Source organism: Streptomyces niger (assembly GCF_000718305.1).
Taxonomy (GTDB): Bacteria; Actinomycetota; Actinomycetes; order Streptomycetales; family Streptomycetaceae; genus Streptomyces; species Streptomyces niger.
This window is the reverse complement of the sequence record NZ_JOFQ01000011.1, coordinates 211457-228619: the sequence shown is the minus strand read 5'-3', so window position 1 is coordinate 228619 and position 17163 is coordinate 211457. Positions and strand designations below refer to the sequence as shown.

Below are 17163 nucleotides of genomic sequence, written 5' to 3'. Positions count from 1 at the left end.
GCGAAGGGGAGCAAGATGGGGCAGCTGGGCGGCACTGAGTGCCGCGATAAGGCCCTATGGCCGACCCCGAGTGCACAGGCAAGGTCCAAATGGGGGAAGGTATAGGCAGTCAGGGCACCTCGAAGAAGAGGCACAACGTCGGTGAGGGATGACGTGAGCGACAACTCTGTAGTACTGCGTTACGGGGACGGCGAATACAGCTACCCGGTCGTCGACAGCAGCGTCGGCGACAAGGGCTTCGACATCTCGAAGCTGCGCGCACAGACCGGTCTGGTGACCCTGGATTCCGGTTACGGCAACACTGCTGCGTATAAATCCGCGATCACCTATCTCGATGGTGAAGCGGGCATTCTCCGGTACCGCGGTTACCCGATCGAGCAGCTCGCAGAGCGCAGCACGTTCATCGAGACCGCCTACCTGCTCATCAACGGCGAGCTGCCGACCGTCGATGAGCTGACCTCGTTCAAGCAGGACATCACGTACCACACCCTGCTCCACGAGGACGTCAAGCGCTTCTACGACGGCTTCCCGCGGGACGCCCACCCGATGGCCATGCTGTCCTCGGTCGTCAGCGCGCTGTCCACCTTCTACCAGGACAGCCACAACCCGTTCGACGAGCAGCAGCGCTACCTGTCCAGCATCCGCCTGCTGGCCAAGCTGCCGACGATCGCGGCGTACGCGTACAAGAAGTCGGTCGGCCACCCGGTCACCTACCCGCGCAACGACCTCGGCTACGTCGAGAACTTCCTGCGCATGACCTTCTCGGTGCCCGCCGCCGAGTACGACCTGGACCCGGTCGTCACCAGCGCCCTGGACAAGCTGCTGATCCTGCACGCCGACCACGAGCAGAACTGCTCGACGTCGACCGTGCGCCTGGTCGGCTCCTCGCAGGCGAACCTCTTCGCCTCGATCTCGGCCGGCATCAACGCGCTGTGGGGCCCGCTGCACGGCGGCGCCAACCAGTCCGTGCTGGAGATGCTGGAGGGCATCCAGCGCGACGGCGGCGACGTCGACACCTTCATCCGCAAGGTGAAGAACAAGGAAGACGGCGTGAAGCTCATGGGCTTCGGGCACCGCGTCTACAAGAACTTCGACCCCCGGGCGAAGATCATCAAGGCGGCGGCGCACGACGTCCTCTCCGCGCTCGGCAAGTCCGACGAGCTGCTGGACATCGCGCTGAAGCTGGAAGAGCACGCGCTGGCCGACGACTACTTCGTCGAGCGCAAGCTCTACCCGAACGTGGACTTCTACACCGGTCTGATCTACCGGGCCATGGGCTTCCCGACCGAGATGTTCACCGTGCTCTTCGCGCTCGGCCGGCTCCCCGGCTGGATCGCCCAGTGGCACGAGATGATCAAGGAGCCGGGCTCCCGCATCGGCCGTCCGCGCCAGATCTACACCGGCGTGGTCGAGCGCGACTTCGTCCCGGTCGAGCAGCGCTGACACCGGACGGGTCGCTGACACCGGACGGCCGCTGACACCGGGCCCTCGTAGGCCGGCTCGCTCCAGCGGGCCGGTCCTTGCGTGCGGCGGCCGCGGAGTGGCTGTCGGGGTGTGGTGGCCGGGGGCCGGTCGTGGTCCATGATGGCCACGCACCGGCCGTGGGCTGCGATGATCGCGGATCGGTCGAAGTCTGTGGTGGCCGTGGGCCGGTCGAGGCTCGTGAGGATCAGGACCCGGCCGCTGGCCGTCGGCCCTGCGCCACGGTGAAGGTGTCCGCGTCATGGCGAAGAGCCCCGCGTCACGGCGAAGGGCCCCGCGTCACGGGATTCGCGCCGCGATGAAGGGTCGCGACACGGTGAAGGCTCCGCGGCACAAAAGCGGAAAGCGCCCCTCGCTCCAGATCCCCCCACGGGTCCGGAGCGGGGGGCGCTTCCCTTTCCCGGTTCGGATTCCCCCCACGGGATCCGTCCGGGCGTCCATTGAGGGCACCCTGCTCTACTGCCTTACGCGATCTGCCGGGACGCGCACGTACGGGAGGGCCGCTCAAAGCTCCCCGGGCACGTCGCCCCGGCTACGCGTAACCGGACGAAGTCCCCCAAGACCGGTCCGGTTGTCGAGTACAAGCCCCGCCGGGGTGCTTGTACTGCACGGTTAGACTCACGACCCCCTCGAATGGTTACGTCCGAACCTCTGTGATCTGGGTCTCTTGCCATATCGGGCGAATACGGTCAAGGGCCCCGGTCAGGAGATCGGGGCCCCAGTGTATGGGTACGGTGCGGGTTGTGAGAACTGTGTGAAGGTCCCCAATCAGTGAAGAACCCCACCCCATTTCCGGGCGGGAAAGGGGAACTTCGCACCCCCGTGGGGCGTACCCCCGGGCGCTACCGGAAGGACCGCAGCCGCAGGCTGTTCGTCACCACGAAGACCGAGGAGAACGCCATCGCCGCCCCCGCGATCATCGGGTCCAGCAGCCCGGCCACCGCGAGCGGGATCGCCGCGATGTTGTAGCCGAACGCCCAGAACAGATTGCCCTTGATGGTGCCGAGCGTACGCCGCGCGAGCCGGATGGCGTCGGCAGCGACGCGCAGATCCCCGCGGACGAGCGTGAGGTCGCCGGCCTCGATGGCCGCGTCCGTACCGGTGCCGATGGCCAGCCCCAGGTCGGCCTGGGCGAGCGCGGCGGCGTCGTTCACGCCGTCCCCGACCATGGCCACCGTCCGGCCCTCCTCCTGGAGCCGCCGGACGACCGCCACCTTCTCCTCCGGCATGACCTCGGCGAACACCTGATCCGTTGCGATGCCCACCTCGCGAGCGACGCTCGACGCGACGGCCTCGTTGTCGCCCGTGAGCAGCACCGGCGTCAGGCCGAGCGCCCGCAGCCGCGCGATCGCCTCCGCACTGCCGTCCTTCACGGTGTCGGCGACGGACAGTACGCCGCGCGCTCGCCCGTCCCAGGCGACGAGTACGGCCGTACGCCCCGCGGCCTCGGCGCGGTCCCGGGCGGCGACGAGCTCGGCCGGGAGGCCGGTGCCTTCGGGGTCCTCGGCGGGGAGGGCGGTGCCTTCGGGGCCCCCGCCGCGGAGGTCGGCGCTTTCGAGGCCCTTGGCGGGGAGATCGGTGCCGGTGCCTTCGGGGCCCTCGGCGGGGAGGCCCGTGGCGGCCTTCTCCAGGCTCTCGGTGAACAGCCGTGCGCGCCCCACCACGACCTCGTGGCCGTCCACCGCGCCGCGCACGCCCAGGCCCGGTACGTTCTCGAAGCGCTCGACCGCGGGAAGCTCTCCCACGCGCTTCTGTGCGCCCTCCGCGATGGCGCGGGCCACCGGATGCTCGGAGGCGTGCTCCAGGGCGCCTGCGAGCCGCAGCAGCGTCTCCTCGTCCGCGTCCGCCGCCGGGACCGCCTCGTACAGGCTCATCCGCCCGGTGGTGACCGTGCCGGTCTTGTCCAGGACGACCGTGTCGACCCGCCGGGTGGACTCCAGCACCTCGGGCCCCTTGATCAGGATGCCCAGCTGCGCACCCCGGCCCGTTCCCACCATCAGCGCGGTCGGCGTGGCCAGCCCCAGCGCGCACGGACAGGCGATGATCAGGACCGCCACCGCCGCCGTGAACGAGGCGGTGGCATCGCCCGTCACCAGCAGCCGCACGACGAGCGTCGCCAGGGCGATCACCAGTACCACCGGCACGAAGACGGCGGAGATCCGGTCCGCGAGCCGCTGCGCCTCGGCCTTGCCGCTCTGCGCGTCCTCCACCAGCTGCGCCATCCGCGCGAGCCGGGTGTCGGAGCCGATGCGGGTGGCCTCGACGACGAGCCGGCCGGCGGTGTTCACCGTCGCGCCGGTCACCGCGTCACCCGGGCCCACGTCGACCGGTACGGACTCGCCGGTAAGCATCGAGGCGTCCACGGCCGACGCGCCCTGCAGCACCGTGCCGTCGGTGGCGATCTTCTCCCCGGGGCGTACGACGAACCGGTCGCCGACCGCCAGCCGGTCCACCGGCTCCCGTACCTCCCGGCCGTCCCTGAGTACCGTCACGTCCTTGGCGCCCAGATCCATCAGGGCACGCAGCGCCGCGCCCGCCTTTCGCTTGGAACGGGCCTCCAGATAGCGCCCGAGCAGCAGGAACGCCGTGACGCCGGCCGCCGCCTCCAGGTAGATCGCCGAGGAGCCGTCCCCGCCGCGGGCCGTCAGGTCGAAGCCGTGCCGCATTCCCGGCATCCCGGCGTGCCCGAAGAACAGGGCCCACAGGGACCAGCCGAACGCGGCCAGCGTCCCGAGGGAGACCAGGGTGTCCATCGTGGCGGCGCCGTGCCGCAAGTTCGTCCAGGCCGCCCGGTGGAACGGGTACGCGCCCCAGACGACGACCGGCGCGGCCAGCGTCAGGCAGAGCCACTGCCAGTTGTCGAACTGCAGCACCGGGATCATCGAGAGCGCGACGACGGGCGCGGCCAGTACCGCCGAGACGACCAGCCGCTGCCGCAGCGCCGCGAGCGCCTGGTCCGGGCCGCTCTGAGGGACGGCCGGGGGCTCGTCGTGTGCGCCCGAAGCGGGAGCGGGAGCGGGAGTGGAAGCGGGAGTGAGGGCGGGCGCGGGTGGCTCGGGCTCCGGCTCGCGCGCCGTGTAACCGGTCCGCTCCACGGTGGCGATGAGATCGGCGATCTCCACACCCGGGTCGTAGGCGACCTTCGCCTTCTCCGTCGCGTAGTTGACGGTGGCGGTCACGCCCTCCATCCGGTTGAGCTTCTTCTCCACGCGCGCGGCGCACGAGGCGCAGGTCATGCCGCCGATGGCCAGCTCGACCTGCGCCTGCGACGTGGTGTCCGACATGGGATCAGGCCTGGCCCACGAGCTCGTAGCCGGCCTCGTCGACGGCGGCGCGGACCGCTTCCTCGTCGAGCGGGGCCTGCGAGACAACGGTAACGAGGCCGGTCGCGGCGGCGGCCTCGACCGAGCTGACGCCGGCGATCTCGGAAATCTCCTCCTTCACCGCGCCCTCGCAGTGACCGCAGGTCATGCCGGTGACCTTGTAGGTGGTGGTGACGGGCTGGTCGGCCGGTGCAGTCATGGAACTCTCCTTGTGCCGGGTGACTGTGGATGTCGGGTGACTTCGGATGGTGACTATGGATCCGGGTGACTCTCTGGATCCGGGTGACTCCGGATGTTCCGTGGTTCCGATGCCCACTGTATACCCCTAGGGGGTATTAAGCGCAAAACCCTTACGCCGCGCCGCGAACATTCGGAAACATTGCCGTCCGGCAGCCCCGGTACGAGCCTGGAAGGACAGGAAAGAGCCGGGAGGTACAGAAAGGAGCCGGGAAGGTCAGGAAGGGGCCGAGAAGGTCAGGAAGGAGCTGGAAAGGGAGAGAAACGGCGAGAAAGGACCGGGTAGGACAGGAAAAGATCGGGAGGTAGGGAACCGGACGGGACCGGAAGCCACGGGGGAGGGACGCCAGATCAAGGAGGCGGGGCCACCGTGAACACGCTTGCCGTCTACGGACTGCTGGCGCTGACCACCGCGCCACCCCTCGTACCCAACGCCGCCCTGCTCGCCTGGGCCGGCGTCCTCGCCGCCGACGGCGACCTCCACCTGGCCCTCGTCCTCCCCGTCGTCGCCGGCAGCGCGCTCCTGGGCGACCTCCTGCTCCACCTGGCCGCGCGCCGGTTCGGCCGCCCTGCACGCGCCTGGATGGGCCGCCGCGCCCGACGCCGCGCATTCCTGGAGCGGACATCCCTGCTGGTCGACCGGTACGGCGTGCCCTTCGTGGCGGGCGTCCGCTTCCTCCCGGCAGGGCGGGTCGCCGCGGCCCTCGTCACCGGCGTCGTCCGGTACCCCGTGCGCCGCTACCTCCTCGGCTGCGCGATCGCCGAGACGCTCTGGGCGTCGTACTCGGTCGGCGTCGGCTACCTCGGCACCACGGCCACCCACTCCTTCGTCCCCGCCCTGGCACTGAGCATCGGCCTCTCCGCGCTCGTCTGCGGCGCGACGGCTCTCGTGCAGCACGTGGCGCTGCGACACCTGGCGGTCCGGTCAGCGCAGCAGGTTGAGGCTGGAGAGGGTGGTGAGGACAAGGGAGAGACAGGTGAAGAGGGGGCGGTCGAGGCGGTGGATGCAGCGGCGGCCGAGGTAGGCGCCCAGCAGGACGGCGGGCAGGAGAACGGCGTCCAGTAGGAGGACGTCCGGAGTGAGCAGGTCCAAGCCGATACTGAAGGGCAGCTTGAAGGCGTTCACCAGGAAGAAGAACCACGCCGCCGTACCGAGGAAGCCGAGCATGCCGAGACCTGAGGCGAGCAGGTACAGCGACATCGCCGGGCCGCCCGCATTGGCGACCATCGTGGCGAAGCCGGCGGTGAGGCCGTAGAGGACGGTACGGAGCCAGCTGCTGCGCGCCTCGTGGGGGGGAGGAGGGGCAGAGGGAGGCGGGGCAGCAGGGCGCCGGTGGACTCCTTGGCGGGGGGGTACGGCGGCGAACAGGGCCACGCCTACGGCGGCCACGCCGCTGAGGGCGGTCTTGGAGAAGCCCGCCAGCAGCGCGGCCACCACCAGGGTGAGCAGCGGGAGAAGCCCCAGGTCGAGCCGGTCGAATGGGCCGAACGGGCCGAACGGGTCGAACAGGTTGAGCCGGTCGAGCACGGTGACGGCGTCGCTCAGGCGCGGACGTCGGCGATCGCGACCGGCGCGCCGGTACGGCGCGAGCGCTCGCACGCCTCAGCGATGTAAAGCGCTTCGAGGGCGTCGGAGACCGGGCAGGGGTTCGCCGCGCGGCCCGCCACCACCTCCGTGAAGGCCGTCAGTTCGGTGACGTACGCGTCGTGGAAGCGCTCCATGAACGTCGCGTACGGGGTGGACTGCTGCCAGGACAGCCGGGCCTCGGCGGTGGGCATCGGGGCGCGGTCGTCCAGACCGACGAAACGGGCACCCTTGGAGCCACAGGCCTCCAGACGCACGTCGTGGCCCGCGCCGTTGTAACGGGTCGCGGTGACGGTGGCCAGGGTGTCGTCGTCGAAGCGGAGCAGTGCGGCGCAGGTGTCGACGTCGTCGCCGTCGGCGAAGAACGGCTCGCCCCTGTTGGCCCCCTGGGCGAAGACGGAGACGACCTCACGTCCGGTCAGCCAGCGCAGGATGTCGAAGTCGTGGATGGAGCAGTCGCGGAAGAGGCCACCGGAGGTGGGGATGTACGCGGCGGGCGGTGGCGTCTGGTCCGAGGTACAGGCGCGCAGGGTGTGCAGCCAGCCCAGTTCGCCGGCGCGGAGCGCGTCGCGGGTGGCGTTGTAACCCGCGTCGAAACGGCGCTGGAAGCCAATCTGTACGGGGGCGGGGCTGTGGGCCGCGCGCTCGACGACGCTGAGGGTGCCGGGGACGTCCAGCGCCACCGGCTTCTCGCAGAAGATCGGGACGCCGTGGTCCAGGGCCTGGTGGATGAGGGTGGCGTGGGCGCTGGTGGCAGCGGTGATCACCACGCCGTCCACGCCGTCCGCGTACAGGTCCTCGATACCGGCCGCCGCCGTGACGCCGAGCTTGTCCGCCAACTGCCGGGCGCGCGCGGTGTCCGCGTCCGCAACGACGATCCCTTGCACGCCGGGCACGGTCTTCAGGGTCTCGGCGTGGAACGCACCGATGCGACCGGTGCCGATGAGGCCGAGCTTCATAGCTGCCACTCCCTCGTGATGGGGCACGGCGGCCGCGTCGGGCGGCCGCTTTGGAACGGTCCACTCAACGCTCTGGAGCGGTCCAACTGTCTACCCGTGAACCCTGCATGTCCTTACATAGTCGTGTCAACCCCGGGAGGGACCCTTGCAGTCGCCAATGGTCAGACGTCATCCACCGGTCGCCCGTTGCCCACCGCCTGTTGTTCCTTGCCCGTTGTTCCTTGCCCGTTGCCCGTTGCCCGTCGCCGATCACCCGTCACCCGTCACTCCTCACCCGTTGTCCGTCGTCCGTTGTTCGCCTTTCGTTGACGGGGTGCGCGGACAAATGGAAGGATCCCGGCCCATGGAACGGTCCAAAAAGTCCGCCGAGAAGCCGGTCGGACGGGCACGACAGGCGGGGCAGGAGAGGGAGGCGGGGCGGCCGGCCGACGGTGCCGCCAACCGGCCGCCGACGATCCGCAGTGTCGCCGAACGCGCGGGGGTCTCCAAGTCGCTGGTCTCCCTCGTGCTGCGGGACTCACCGCAGGTGAGCGACGCCAAGCGGGCCGCCGTCCTGGACGCGATCCGGGAGCTGGACTACCGACCCAACGCCGCCGCGCGCAGCCTCGTGGCACGCCGTACGCACACCGTGGGCGTACTGCTCAACGACATGCGCAACCCCTGGTTCGTGGATCTGCTGGACGGCCTGAACTCCGTGCTGCACGAACACGGCCTGCGCATGCTCATGGCCGACGGGCGGCTCAGCCGGCGGACGGGCGAGGACTTCACCCGCGCCTTCGCCGAGCTGCGGGTGGACGGTCTGGTCGCGGTGGGCACGCTGCCCGACACCGGCGCCCTTGAGGAGGTCGCCGGACGGCTGCCGACCGTCGTCGCCGGTACCCACGACCCGAAGTTGCCCCGGGTCGACACCGTCGCCAACGACGACGAGCAGGGCGCACGGTTGGCCACCGAGCACCTCATCTCCCTCGGGCATCGCCGGATCGCGCACATCATGGGCCAGGGCAGCGTCGGTGTGCTGCGGCGCCGCGGCTACGAAGCGGCGATGCGCGAGCACGGCCTCGAAGGCGGCATCGTGATGGCGCCCAGTGACGCGACGGAGGAAGGCGGCTACCGTGCCGCCGTACGACTGCTCGGCGGCACGGGCAGCGGCGAACGGCCCACCGCCGTCTTCGCGTACAACGACATCGCGGCCGTCGGGGTCCTCTCCGCCGCGCAGGAGTTGGGACTCGACGTACCTCGCGACCTCTCCCTCGTCGGCTGCGACAACACCTACCTCGCCCGGATCCGGCATTTGTGGCTGACGACGGTGGACAACGCCAGCCACGAAGTGGGGCGGCGGGCGGCGCGGTGCCTCCTGGAGCGGATGGCCCACCCGTCCCGCCCCGCCGAACGCCAACTGGTCGAACCCGCCCTCGAAATCAGAGGCACGGCCACGTCCCCACACTGAGGCGCAGCAGTCCAGCCAGCACGCTGAACGGTCCCGCGCCTTGAAGTGCGTTGAACGGCCCGTACGCTGAACGGCCCCGCACCGGGCGATGCGGGGCCTGTGGGCGGATGCCGGGCGCTCAGTTCTGGGCGCGCCTGCCGCGGTGGCCCGGCCGGCGGGCCACCCACTCCCGTACGGTGTCGGCGAACCAGTACGGCCTTCCGCCCTCCACGAGGTCCGGTGGTGGCAGCAGCCCGTGCTTCCGGTAGGAGCGCACCGTGTCCGGCTGGACCCGGATGTGTGCGGCGATCTCCTTGTACGACCAGAGCCTCCGGTCGGTCATGTTCTGCGCACCTCCCTCGGCCGTACGCAGGGCGGCCCGAAAGAGCCCGCGGGGGAACTGCGCACAGCTTGGCGATCACTCAGCCTGTGCCTGGTGCAACGAGGTCCTTGAGCGACGGGGACAGCCTGTCGAAGGCCTGTGACGGAAGACCCGCGTAATGGTGACGACCGTGACGCACCCCGGACGGCCGTTGCCGTACGGAGAAAACCGCACCACCACCCGGGGAGGACGCTTACGTACGACGAAGGCGACGGGCTGTGTACGGCAAAGGGGCCGGTCACGTGTACGGAGAAGGGGCCGGGTAACTGCCGCGCCCGGCCCGTCGCCACTCCCTCGCCGCTCCCTTCTCGCCCTCGTCTCGCCCCCTTCCCGCCCCTCGCGCCCTCTTCTCTCACCCTTCGGTATGCCCGGTCACGCGTGCGCCGCCGCCTTGCGCAGCTCGTGCTCTAGGTCCTCCAGGGCCATGCCCTTGGTCTCGGGCGCGTACCGCTTGCAGAAGACCAGCGACAGTACGCACGCCGCTCCGAAGAGCCAGAACGTGACCGCGGCGCCGGCCGCGTCCAGCAGAACCGGGAAGAGCAGCGCGACCGCGAAGTTGACCAGCCACATCACGAACACCGCGGCGCCCATGGCCAGCCCCCGAACCTTCAGCGGGAACATCTCGGCGAGCAGCAGCCACACACCGGTGTTCAACGTGGCCTGCATGAAGGCCATGTAGAGCACCATCAGGCCCAGCACGAGGAAGCTGACCCCGACGGACTGCGGGAGGTGGAACGAGGCGCCCAGCAGGGCCAGGGAGACGGTCATCCCTGACAGACCCCAGATCAGCATGGGACGGCGGCCCACCTTGTCGATCAGCGACATACCGATCGCGGTGGCGACGACCGAGATCGCGCCGACCGCGATGGTGGCGGTGATCGCGGCGTTGGTGCCCAGGCCGGTGGTCAGCAGGATCTTCGGCGCGAAGTAGATGACCGCGTTGACGCCGGTGATCTGCTGGACGATCGACAGGCCGATGCCGACCAGCAGGAGCCGCCGCACCCAGGGTGTTCGCAGCTCCTGCCAGGCGCCGCGCTGGGCGTTCGTCTCCAGGGCCCGGGCCTGCTCGATGCGGGCCAGTTCGTCGTCCACTTCAGCGGCCGGCAGAGTGCGCCGCAGGACGGCGCTCGCCTCCCCCGTACGCCCCTTGCTCATGTACCAGCGCGGGGTGTCCGGCAGGAAGAACAGGCCGATGAAGAGGGCGACGGCGGGCAGCGCGGCCAGGCCGAGCATCCAGCGCCACGCCTCCCAGTGCGCGAGCACCGCGTTGATGAGGTACGCCAGCAACTGGCCACTGACGATCATCAGCGAGTTGAAGGAGACGAGCCGGCCCCGAATGTGCGGCGGGGCGATCTCCGAGAGGTACAGCGGGGTGATGACGGACGCGCTGCCCACGGCGAGGCCGAGGGCGAAGCGCGCCGCCACCATGAAGGGGACCGAGGGCGCGAGCGCGACGGCGATCGCGCCCGCGATGAACACCGCACCCGACCAGAGCAGGGAATTGCGGCGGCCCAGCCGGTCGGACATCCGGCCGCCCGCGAGGGAGCCGAACGCCGCGCCGATCAACAGGGCGCTGGTGATGACGCCTTCCCCGAGGGAGGTGAGGCCGAAGTGCTCCTCCATGAAGGGGAGAGCCCCGGAGACGACTCCGGTGTCGTAGCCGAACAGGGCACCGCCGATGGCGGCGATGGCAGCGATGCCGACGATGAAGCGTTTGGCGCGGCCGGCCGTCACGACGGGGGCCTGGCCCCCGTGGACGGGCGCGTCCGATGCGGTCGGTGCGGCGACCATGGGCTCAGCTCCAGTGGCGGGTGACGTACTCGTCGATCTTGGCCCGCATGAAACGTGAGGACTCCTTCGCACGCTCCTCCCAGGCGAAGACCGAGGAGACCAGCGTGCCGTCGAAGCCGTTGGCGACCAGCTCCCGGAACAGCTCGTCGAAGTCCACCTCGCCCTGACCGATGTCCAGGTGCTGGTGTATGCGGACGGTCGAGCCGGGCGGGTTGACGATGTAGCGCAGCCCGGAGGAACCGGTGTGGTCGAAGGAGTCCGCCAGGTGGACGGCGGTGGTCAGGCCACCCGCGTGCTTCAGGATGCCCGGCGCGTCGTTGCCCTGGTGGAAGGTGTGCGGCGCGCAGTACAGGAAGGACACCAGCGGGTTGTTGATACCGCGGATCATGTCGACGGCGGCGTGGCCGTCCTCGATGAAGTCGTCCGGGTGCGGCTCCAGGGCGAGCGTGATGCCCTCCCGCTCGAAGATCGGCAGCAGCTCCTCCAGGGAGCGCCAGAACTGCCCCTCACTCGTGTCGGCCTTCTCCGGACGGCCGTTGAACTCCGAGTTCATCGCGGAGACACCGAGGTCGGCGGTGATCTGGATGGCCCGCTTCCAGTAGCGGACGGCGGCCTGCCGCTCGTCCTCGTCCGGGGAGGACCACTTGTACAGGGGCAGGACGGAGGAGATGCCCACGCCCGCCGCGCTCAGCTCCTTGCGGAACTTCTGCACGGTGCCGTCGTCCACGCGCGGGTGGAGGAAGAAGGGGTTGAAGTCCTCGCGCGGCGACATCTCGATCCACTCGAAGCCCAGCTCGGCGACGAGGCCGGGAAGTTCGAGCAGCGGGACGTTCCGGAACATGTACGGGTCAAGGGCGATCTTCACGGAAGGGCAGCCTTTCGGAGTGATCAGACTGATCAAAACGATCAGGGAGATCCAAGCGATCAGGTAGATCCAAGCGATCAGAGCGATCAGAGCGACCAGGGTGGTCAGGGCGGTCAGAGCGATCGGAGTAAGGAGCTGAGCGCGGCAAGCGCGGGAGGGGGCCGGGGCCGGACCCGGCGGGCCCGGCCGCGACGAGCCGGGCACCGACGCCCGCCGAAACAAGGGCATGACGGCCGCCCCCACGAGGGGGCTTCATAGCCATCGCCGCGCCACGACGGTGCCCGACAATCACCGGTAAAGGGCCGGGCGTTCGATCAGCTCGACGGTGATGCGCTCGCCGGTCTCCTGAGCGCGGACGCCGGCCTCGCAGACCGCGGCGGCGGCGTAGCCGTCCCAGCAGCTCGGACCCTCGACCTCGCCGCGGCGGGTGGCGTCCACCCAGCGCTGTACCTGACGGTCGTAGGCGTCGACGAAGCGGTCCTCGAAGCCGGGATCGATGGCGCCGCCCCAGCCGTTGGCAGTATTGGAGAACACCCCGCGGTCGTCGCCGACGCGGGCGGTGCCGTCGGTGCAGACCGCCTCGCACTGCACCTGGTAACCGAAGCCGCAGTCGACGAACAGCTCGGTGTCGACGACCTGGCCGGCGGCGGTCTCGAAGAGGATGAGCTGCGGGTCGTTCAGACCCTCGGGTGCCTTGTCGGTGGGCTTCGGGAAGAGTACGCGGACGGCGGTGATCTCCTCATCCAGCAGCCAGCGGGTCACGTCGATCTCGTGCACCGCCGAGTCATTGATCATCATCGCGTTGGTGAAACCGGGCGGGGCCGCGGGGTTGCGGTGCTTGTTGTGCAGCATCAGCGGCCGACCGTAAGCGCCCTGTGCCAGCTGCGCCTTGAGCTTCATGTAGTCGGCGTCGTAGCGGCGCATGAAGCCGACCTGGACGCGGCGGTGGCCCAGCTTCTGCTCGGCCTCCAGCACGCGCAGCGCGGAGGCGGCATCCGGCGTGAGCGGCTTCTCGCAGAGCACCGGCAGATCCTGCTCGAAGGCGGCGAGCAGCGTGGCCTCGTGCGCCGGGCCGGGGGAGGCGATCAGTACGGCGTCGACCGCCGGGTCGTCCATCGCGGCGGCCGGGTCCGTGTAGGGCGTACAGCCCTCGATGCCGTCGGCGATGGTCTTCACGCGGTCGGCGTCGATGTCCACCACGGCGGCCACCCGCGCGCCGCTGATGACGTCGTTGATGCGGCGTACGTGGTCCGAGCCCATCCGGCCGGTACCGATGACCGCCACCCCGAGCGTTCCGTACGAAGTCATGTCGTCCCTCATCCTTACGAGTGGTAGATACGGACTGTGATGACTCCCGGGAGTAGAATCACTTTATGTAATCGTTGCCGGGAGTAAGAGGAGGCAGCGCGGCGGACAAGGGAACCGCTCACACGCGCCGCTGAATCGGGCCTGCGCACCGAGGTGGAGGGCTGTACGCCCTCCCTGCAGGGCCTGTCTGTGGGGCGGAGGGTTGCGCGCTCTGCTGGTGGGTGCGGCCGTCGCGGTTGCGACTAGGCGTATCCGGTCCGAAGGGCGTATTCGGTGCGGGGCGCAATCATGGCTTCGGCTCGTATCGGTAGTGTCGATCGTGTCGGCTCATGTCGCTCGGGTTCAGAACTCGTCGCTCGGGTTCAAGAATCGGGCTCGGGGGCGAAGTGTCGGGGACGAAGTGAACGCGGCCTTCGGCGCTCCGGATGCCCCAAGCGCTCCAGGCACCTCAGGCACCTCAGGCACCTCAGGCACCTCAGGAGCGTGGGAAGCGGCGTGTTCAGCCCCTGCAGGAGCGCGGGAAGCGGCGTGTTCAGGCCCCGCAGGAGCGTAGGAAGCGGCGTGTGCGCTCGGCGATCGGGAAGGGCTGGGTGGGCGGGCAGGGGTACATGTCCTGCTCGACGATGGCGAAGAGGTCCACGTCCAGCGCCTGTGCGGCTTCCAGGACGGGCGGCAGGGCCGGTACGCCGAGCGGCGGCTCGCACATGACGCCCTGCTTCACGGCGGGGCCGAAGGGGGTGCCGTTGGCCTGGACATCGGCCAGGATGTCGGGGTCGACCTGCTTGAGGTGGAGGTAGCCGATCCGCTCGCCGTACGTCTTGATCAGCTTGACGTTGTCGCCGCCGCAGTAGGCGTAGTGGCCGGTGTCCAGGCAGAGGTTGACCAGGTCGGAGTCGGTGCCGTCGAGGAAGCGCTCGACGTGCTCCTCGGTGTCGATGTGGGTGTCGGCGTGCGGGTGCACGACGATGTCCAGGCCGAACTCGTCGCGTACCTGCTTCGCCAGGCGCTCCATGCCGCCGGTGAGGTGCTTCCACTGCTCGGTGGTCAGCTCGCTCGGCTCGATGAGCTCGGCGGTCTTGTCGTCGCGCCAGAACGACGGGATCACGACAAGGTGCTTCGCGTCCATCGCCTTGGTCAGCGTGGCCACCTCGCTGACGTGCTGCCAGGTCGCGTCCCAGGCGTCGGGGCCGCGGTGCATCGAGGTGAAGATCGTGCCGGCCGACACCTTCAGGTCACGCTTGGCGATCTCGGTGTGGAGTACGGCAGGGTCGGTCGGCAGGTACCCGTAGGGGCCCAGCTCGATCCACTCGTATCCGGCTTCGCTGACCTCGTCCAGGAAGCGTTCCCAGGGGACCTGCTGGTCGTCCTCGGGGAACCAGACGCCCCAGGAGTCGGGTGCCGAGCCGACGCGGAGCCGGTCCAGACGGGGCGCGGCTGCGCTGGGTACGGGCATGGTGCGGCTCTCCTCTCACCGGTCGGCGGTGACCGGGGAAGGGACGGGATGGGGTTGTGGTGGGCTCAGCCTTCATCGGTGCGCGGAGCCTGTCAAGACTTCGTCCTGACATAAGGACTTAAGGACTTTGCGGTCCCAGGCGGTTCCGCCATCTTCTGGCCCAGGCGGATCCGCCGCCTTCTCACCCGGGCGGTTCCGCCGTCTTCTGGCCCAGGCGGTTTCGCCATCTTCCGTCGCGAGCTCCGGCCCTCTTTCGTTATCTCCGTCATCATTGCATCGCCGACGTCAGAATGTAAGGACAAACTGTTGACAGGGGTTGAGTCGTCCCGTTAGACCTGTGGTCGGAGCCGACCTGGCCGGGAGTCGACAGCCCGTGCCGGCCTACTCGAAGGGGCGCACATGACCGAGCCGACCGACACCGGCCGCTTTGACCTGATCACCATGGGCCGCATCGGGGTGGACATTTACCCGCTGCAGACCGGCGTCTCGCTGGCCGAGGTGGAGACGTTCGGAAAGTTCCTGGGCGGCTCGGCCACCAACGTCGCGGTCGCCGCGGCCCGTCAGGGCCGTCGGACCGCCGTGATCAGCCGTACCGGTGACGACCCGTTCGGCCGCTACATCCACCAGGCGCTGCGGGACTTCGACGTGGACGACCGCTGGGTGACCCCGGTCGCGCAGTACCCGACACCGGTCACCTTCTGCGAGATCTTCCCGCCGGACGACTTCCCGCTGTACTTCTACCGTCGGCCCAAGGCTCCCGACCTGGTCATCCGCCCCGAGGAGCTGGACCGGGACGCCATTCGGGCCGCCCGGGTCTTCTGGATCACCGGTACCGGCCTGTGCGAGGAGCCCAGCCGTTCCGCGACGCTCGCCGCCCTGGAAGCCCGCGCCGCATCCGGGACGACCGTCTTCGACCTGGACTGGCGGCCGATGTTCTGGGGCGGCCAAGGCGGTGCCTCCGGGGACGGCGGCGAGACCGGCCCCCAGGCCATGGCGAACGCGCGACCGTACTACGAAGCGGCGCTGGCGCACGCCACCGTCGCGGTCGGCAACGTCGACGAGGCCGAGGTCGCCACCGGCCTGCGCGACCCGAAGGCCTGCGCCCAGGCGCTCCTGGACATGGGCGTCGAGCTGGCCGTCATCAAGCAGGGCCCCAAGGGTGTGCTCGCCGTGCACCGCGACGGCCGCAGCGCCGAGGTGCCGCCCACCCCCGTCGAGGTCGTCAACGGCCTCGGCGCGGGCGACTCGTTCGGCGGCGCCCTCGTGCACGGCCTGCTCTCCGACTGGGATCTGGAGCGCATGATGCGGTACGCCAACGCCGCCGGCGCCATCGTCGCCGGCCGCCTGGCCTGCTCCTCGGCCATGCCCACCACCTCCGAGGTCGAAGCGTTCCTGGCGGAGCGCTGACCACACCGCCGCACTCGCCCGCGCGGACCGCGCGGGCGCTCAAGAAGGTGAGTTACGCCTTGACCACACCGCTCTCCGACATCGTGCGGCTGCGGGCCCGGCATCCCGAAGCCGTCGCGGAAGCCGCGGCCCGCCGCACCCGTCGCCCCCTCATCGGCGACAGCGGCCGGCTGATGATCGTCGCCGCCGACCACCCCGCGCGCGGCGCCCTGGCCGTCGGGGACCGCAAGCTGGCCATGGCGGACCGTTTCGACCTGCTGGAACGCCTGTCGCTCGCGCTGTCCCGGCCCGGCGTCGACGGGGTGCTGGCCACCGCCGACATCCTGGAGGACCTGCTCCTCATGGGTGCCCTGGAGGGCAAGGTCGTGATGGGCTCGATGAACCGCGGCGGCATCGCCGGCGCGTCCTTCGAGATGGACGACCGGTTCACCGGCCACCGTCCGCAGGACATCGCCCGGCTCCGCTTCGACTGCGGCAAGCTGCTGATGCGCATCGACTACGAGGACGCCGGGTCGCTGGACACCATGGAGTCCACCGCGCGCGCCATCGACGCCATGGCCGCGCTCGAACTGCCCACGTTCGTCGAGCCGTTCATTTCCCGCCGGATCGACGGGAAGGTGAAGAACGATCTCAGTGCCGAGGCCGTGACGAAGTCCGTCGCCATCGCCTCCGGACTCGGCGGGACCTCGGCGTACACCTGGCTCAAGCTGCCGGTCACCGAGGACCCCGAGGACATGGCACAGGTCTGCGAGACCTCCACGCTGCCGACGGTGCTGCTCGGTGGCGACATCTCGGCCGCCGACCAGGACACGACGTACGAGAAGTGGCGCAAGGCGCTCCATCTGCCCACCGTGCAGGGCCTGGTGGCCGGGCGCTCGTTGCTCTACCCCGTGGACGGGAATGTGGCAAGTGCTGTGGATACGGCCGTCGGGCTGCTGTAGCCGA

Annotated in this window: 13 protein-coding genes and 1 pseudogene; 5 read left to right on the top strand and 9 right to left on the bottom strand. The window is 69.8% G+C overall.

The genetic code is table 11. The annotated features are described in order from the left end of the window. The first annotated feature begins 153 nt into the window (after positions 1-153). Entirely contained in the window at positions 154-1443 is a 1290-nt protein-coding gene (locus IF20_RS21970; protein WP_052866973.1) for a citrate synthase, read from the top strand. Positions 1444-2324: 881 nt separating this feature from the next. Here IF20_RS21970 and IF20_RS21965 read toward each other — a convergent pair. Further along, positions 2325-4766, bottom strand: coding sequence for a heavy metal translocating P-type ATPase (locus IF20_RS21965; RefSeq protein ID WP_052866972.1), 2442 nt, complete (start codon positions 4764-4766; stop codon positions 2325-2327). A gap of 4 nt (positions 4767-4770) precedes the next feature. Then, positions 4771-5004 (bottom strand): heavy-metal-associated domain-containing protein, encoded by a 234-nt coding sequence (locus tag IF20_RS21960; RefSeq protein WP_052866971.1) that lies wholly within the window; start codon positions 5002-5004, stop codon positions 4771-4773. A gap of 408 nt (positions 5005-5412) precedes the next feature. Between IF20_RS21960 and IF20_RS40920 the strand changes: the two genes are divergently transcribed. Beyond that, on the top strand, positions 5413-6108 hold the full coding sequence (locus IF20_RS40920) for a DedA family protein (protein ID WP_407702535.1): 696 nt from the start codon (positions 5413-5415) through the stop codon (positions 6106-6108). On the opposite strand, the pseudogene IF20_RS21950 reads toward IF20_RS40920, so the two are convergent. Both IF20_RS21950 and IF20_RS21945 read right to left on the bottom strand, forming a co-directional pair. Continuing rightward, positions 6037-6417 (bottom strand): annotated as a pseudogene (locus IF20_RS21950) (TSUP family transporter); the annotation flags it as partial. The gene IF20_RS40920 and the pseudogene IF20_RS21950 overlap by 72 nt on opposite strands. A gap of 167 nt (positions 6418-6584) precedes the next feature. Continuing rightward, positions 6585-7586 carry a Gfo/Idh/MocA family protein gene (locus IF20_RS21945; RefSeq protein ID WP_052866969.1) on the bottom strand — a complete coding sequence of 334 codons (1002 nt, stop codon included), beginning with the start codon at positions 7584-7586 and terminating at the stop codon, positions 6585-6587. A gap of 343 nt (positions 7587-7929) precedes the next feature. Between IF20_RS21945 and IF20_RS21940 the strand changes: the two genes are divergently transcribed. Next, positions 7930-9033 (top strand): LacI family DNA-binding transcriptional regulator, encoded by a 1104-nt coding sequence (locus IF20_RS21940; RefSeq protein ID WP_110944416.1) that lies wholly within the window; start codon positions 7930-7932, stop codon positions 9031-9033. A 118-nt stretch (positions 9034-9151) separates the two neighbouring features. Here IF20_RS21940 and IF20_RS21935 read toward each other — a convergent pair whose 3' ends face one another. The 5 genes from IF20_RS21935 to IF20_RS21915 all read right to left on the bottom strand — a co-directional run bounded on the left by IF20_RS21935 (position 9152) and on the right by IF20_RS21915 (position 14811). Then, positions 9152-9355: a helix-turn-helix transcriptional regulator gene (locus IF20_RS21935; protein WP_052866968.1), complete on the bottom strand. Its 204-nt coding sequence runs from the start codon at positions 9353-9355 to the stop codon at positions 9152-9154. Between the two features lie 411 nt (positions 9356-9766). Continuing rightward, entirely contained in the window at positions 9767-11185 is a 1419-nt protein-coding gene (locus tag IF20_RS21930; RefSeq protein WP_110944415.1) for a sugar porter family MFS transporter, read from the bottom strand. Between the two features lie 4 nt (positions 11186-11189). Beyond that, on the bottom strand, positions 11190-12050 hold the full coding sequence (locus IF20_RS21925) for a sugar phosphate isomerase/epimerase family protein (protein WP_052866967.1): 861 nt from the start codon (positions 12048-12050) through the stop codon (positions 11190-11192). A 288-nt stretch (positions 12051-12338) separates the two neighbouring features. Further along, entirely contained in the window at positions 12339-13358 is a 1020-nt protein-coding gene (locus tag IF20_RS21920; protein WP_052866966.1) for a Gfo/Idh/MocA family protein, read from the bottom strand. 532 nt (positions 13359-13890) lie between these two features. Then, positions 13891-14811 (bottom strand): sugar phosphate isomerase/epimerase family protein, encoded by a 921-nt coding sequence (locus tag IF20_RS21915; protein ID WP_052866965.1) that lies wholly within the window; start codon positions 14809-14811, stop codon positions 13891-13893. A 399-nt stretch (positions 14812-15210) separates the two neighbouring features. On the opposite strand from IF20_RS21915, the gene iolC reads away from it, so the two are divergent. Both iolC and IF20_RS21905 read left to right on the top strand, forming a co-directional pair. After that, positions 15211-16218: a 5-dehydro-2-deoxygluconokinase gene (iolC, locus tag IF20_RS21910; RefSeq protein ID WP_052866964.1), complete on the top strand. Its 1008-nt coding sequence runs from the start codon at positions 15211-15213 to the stop codon at positions 16216-16218. Positions 16219-16277: 59 nt separating this feature from the next. Beyond that, positions 16278-17159: a Cgl0159 family (beta/alpha)8-fold protein gene (locus IF20_RS21905; protein ID WP_052866963.1), complete on the top strand. Its 882-nt coding sequence runs from the start codon at positions 16278-16280 to the stop codon at positions 17157-17159. The last annotated feature ends 4 nt before the right edge of the window (positions 17160-17163 follow it).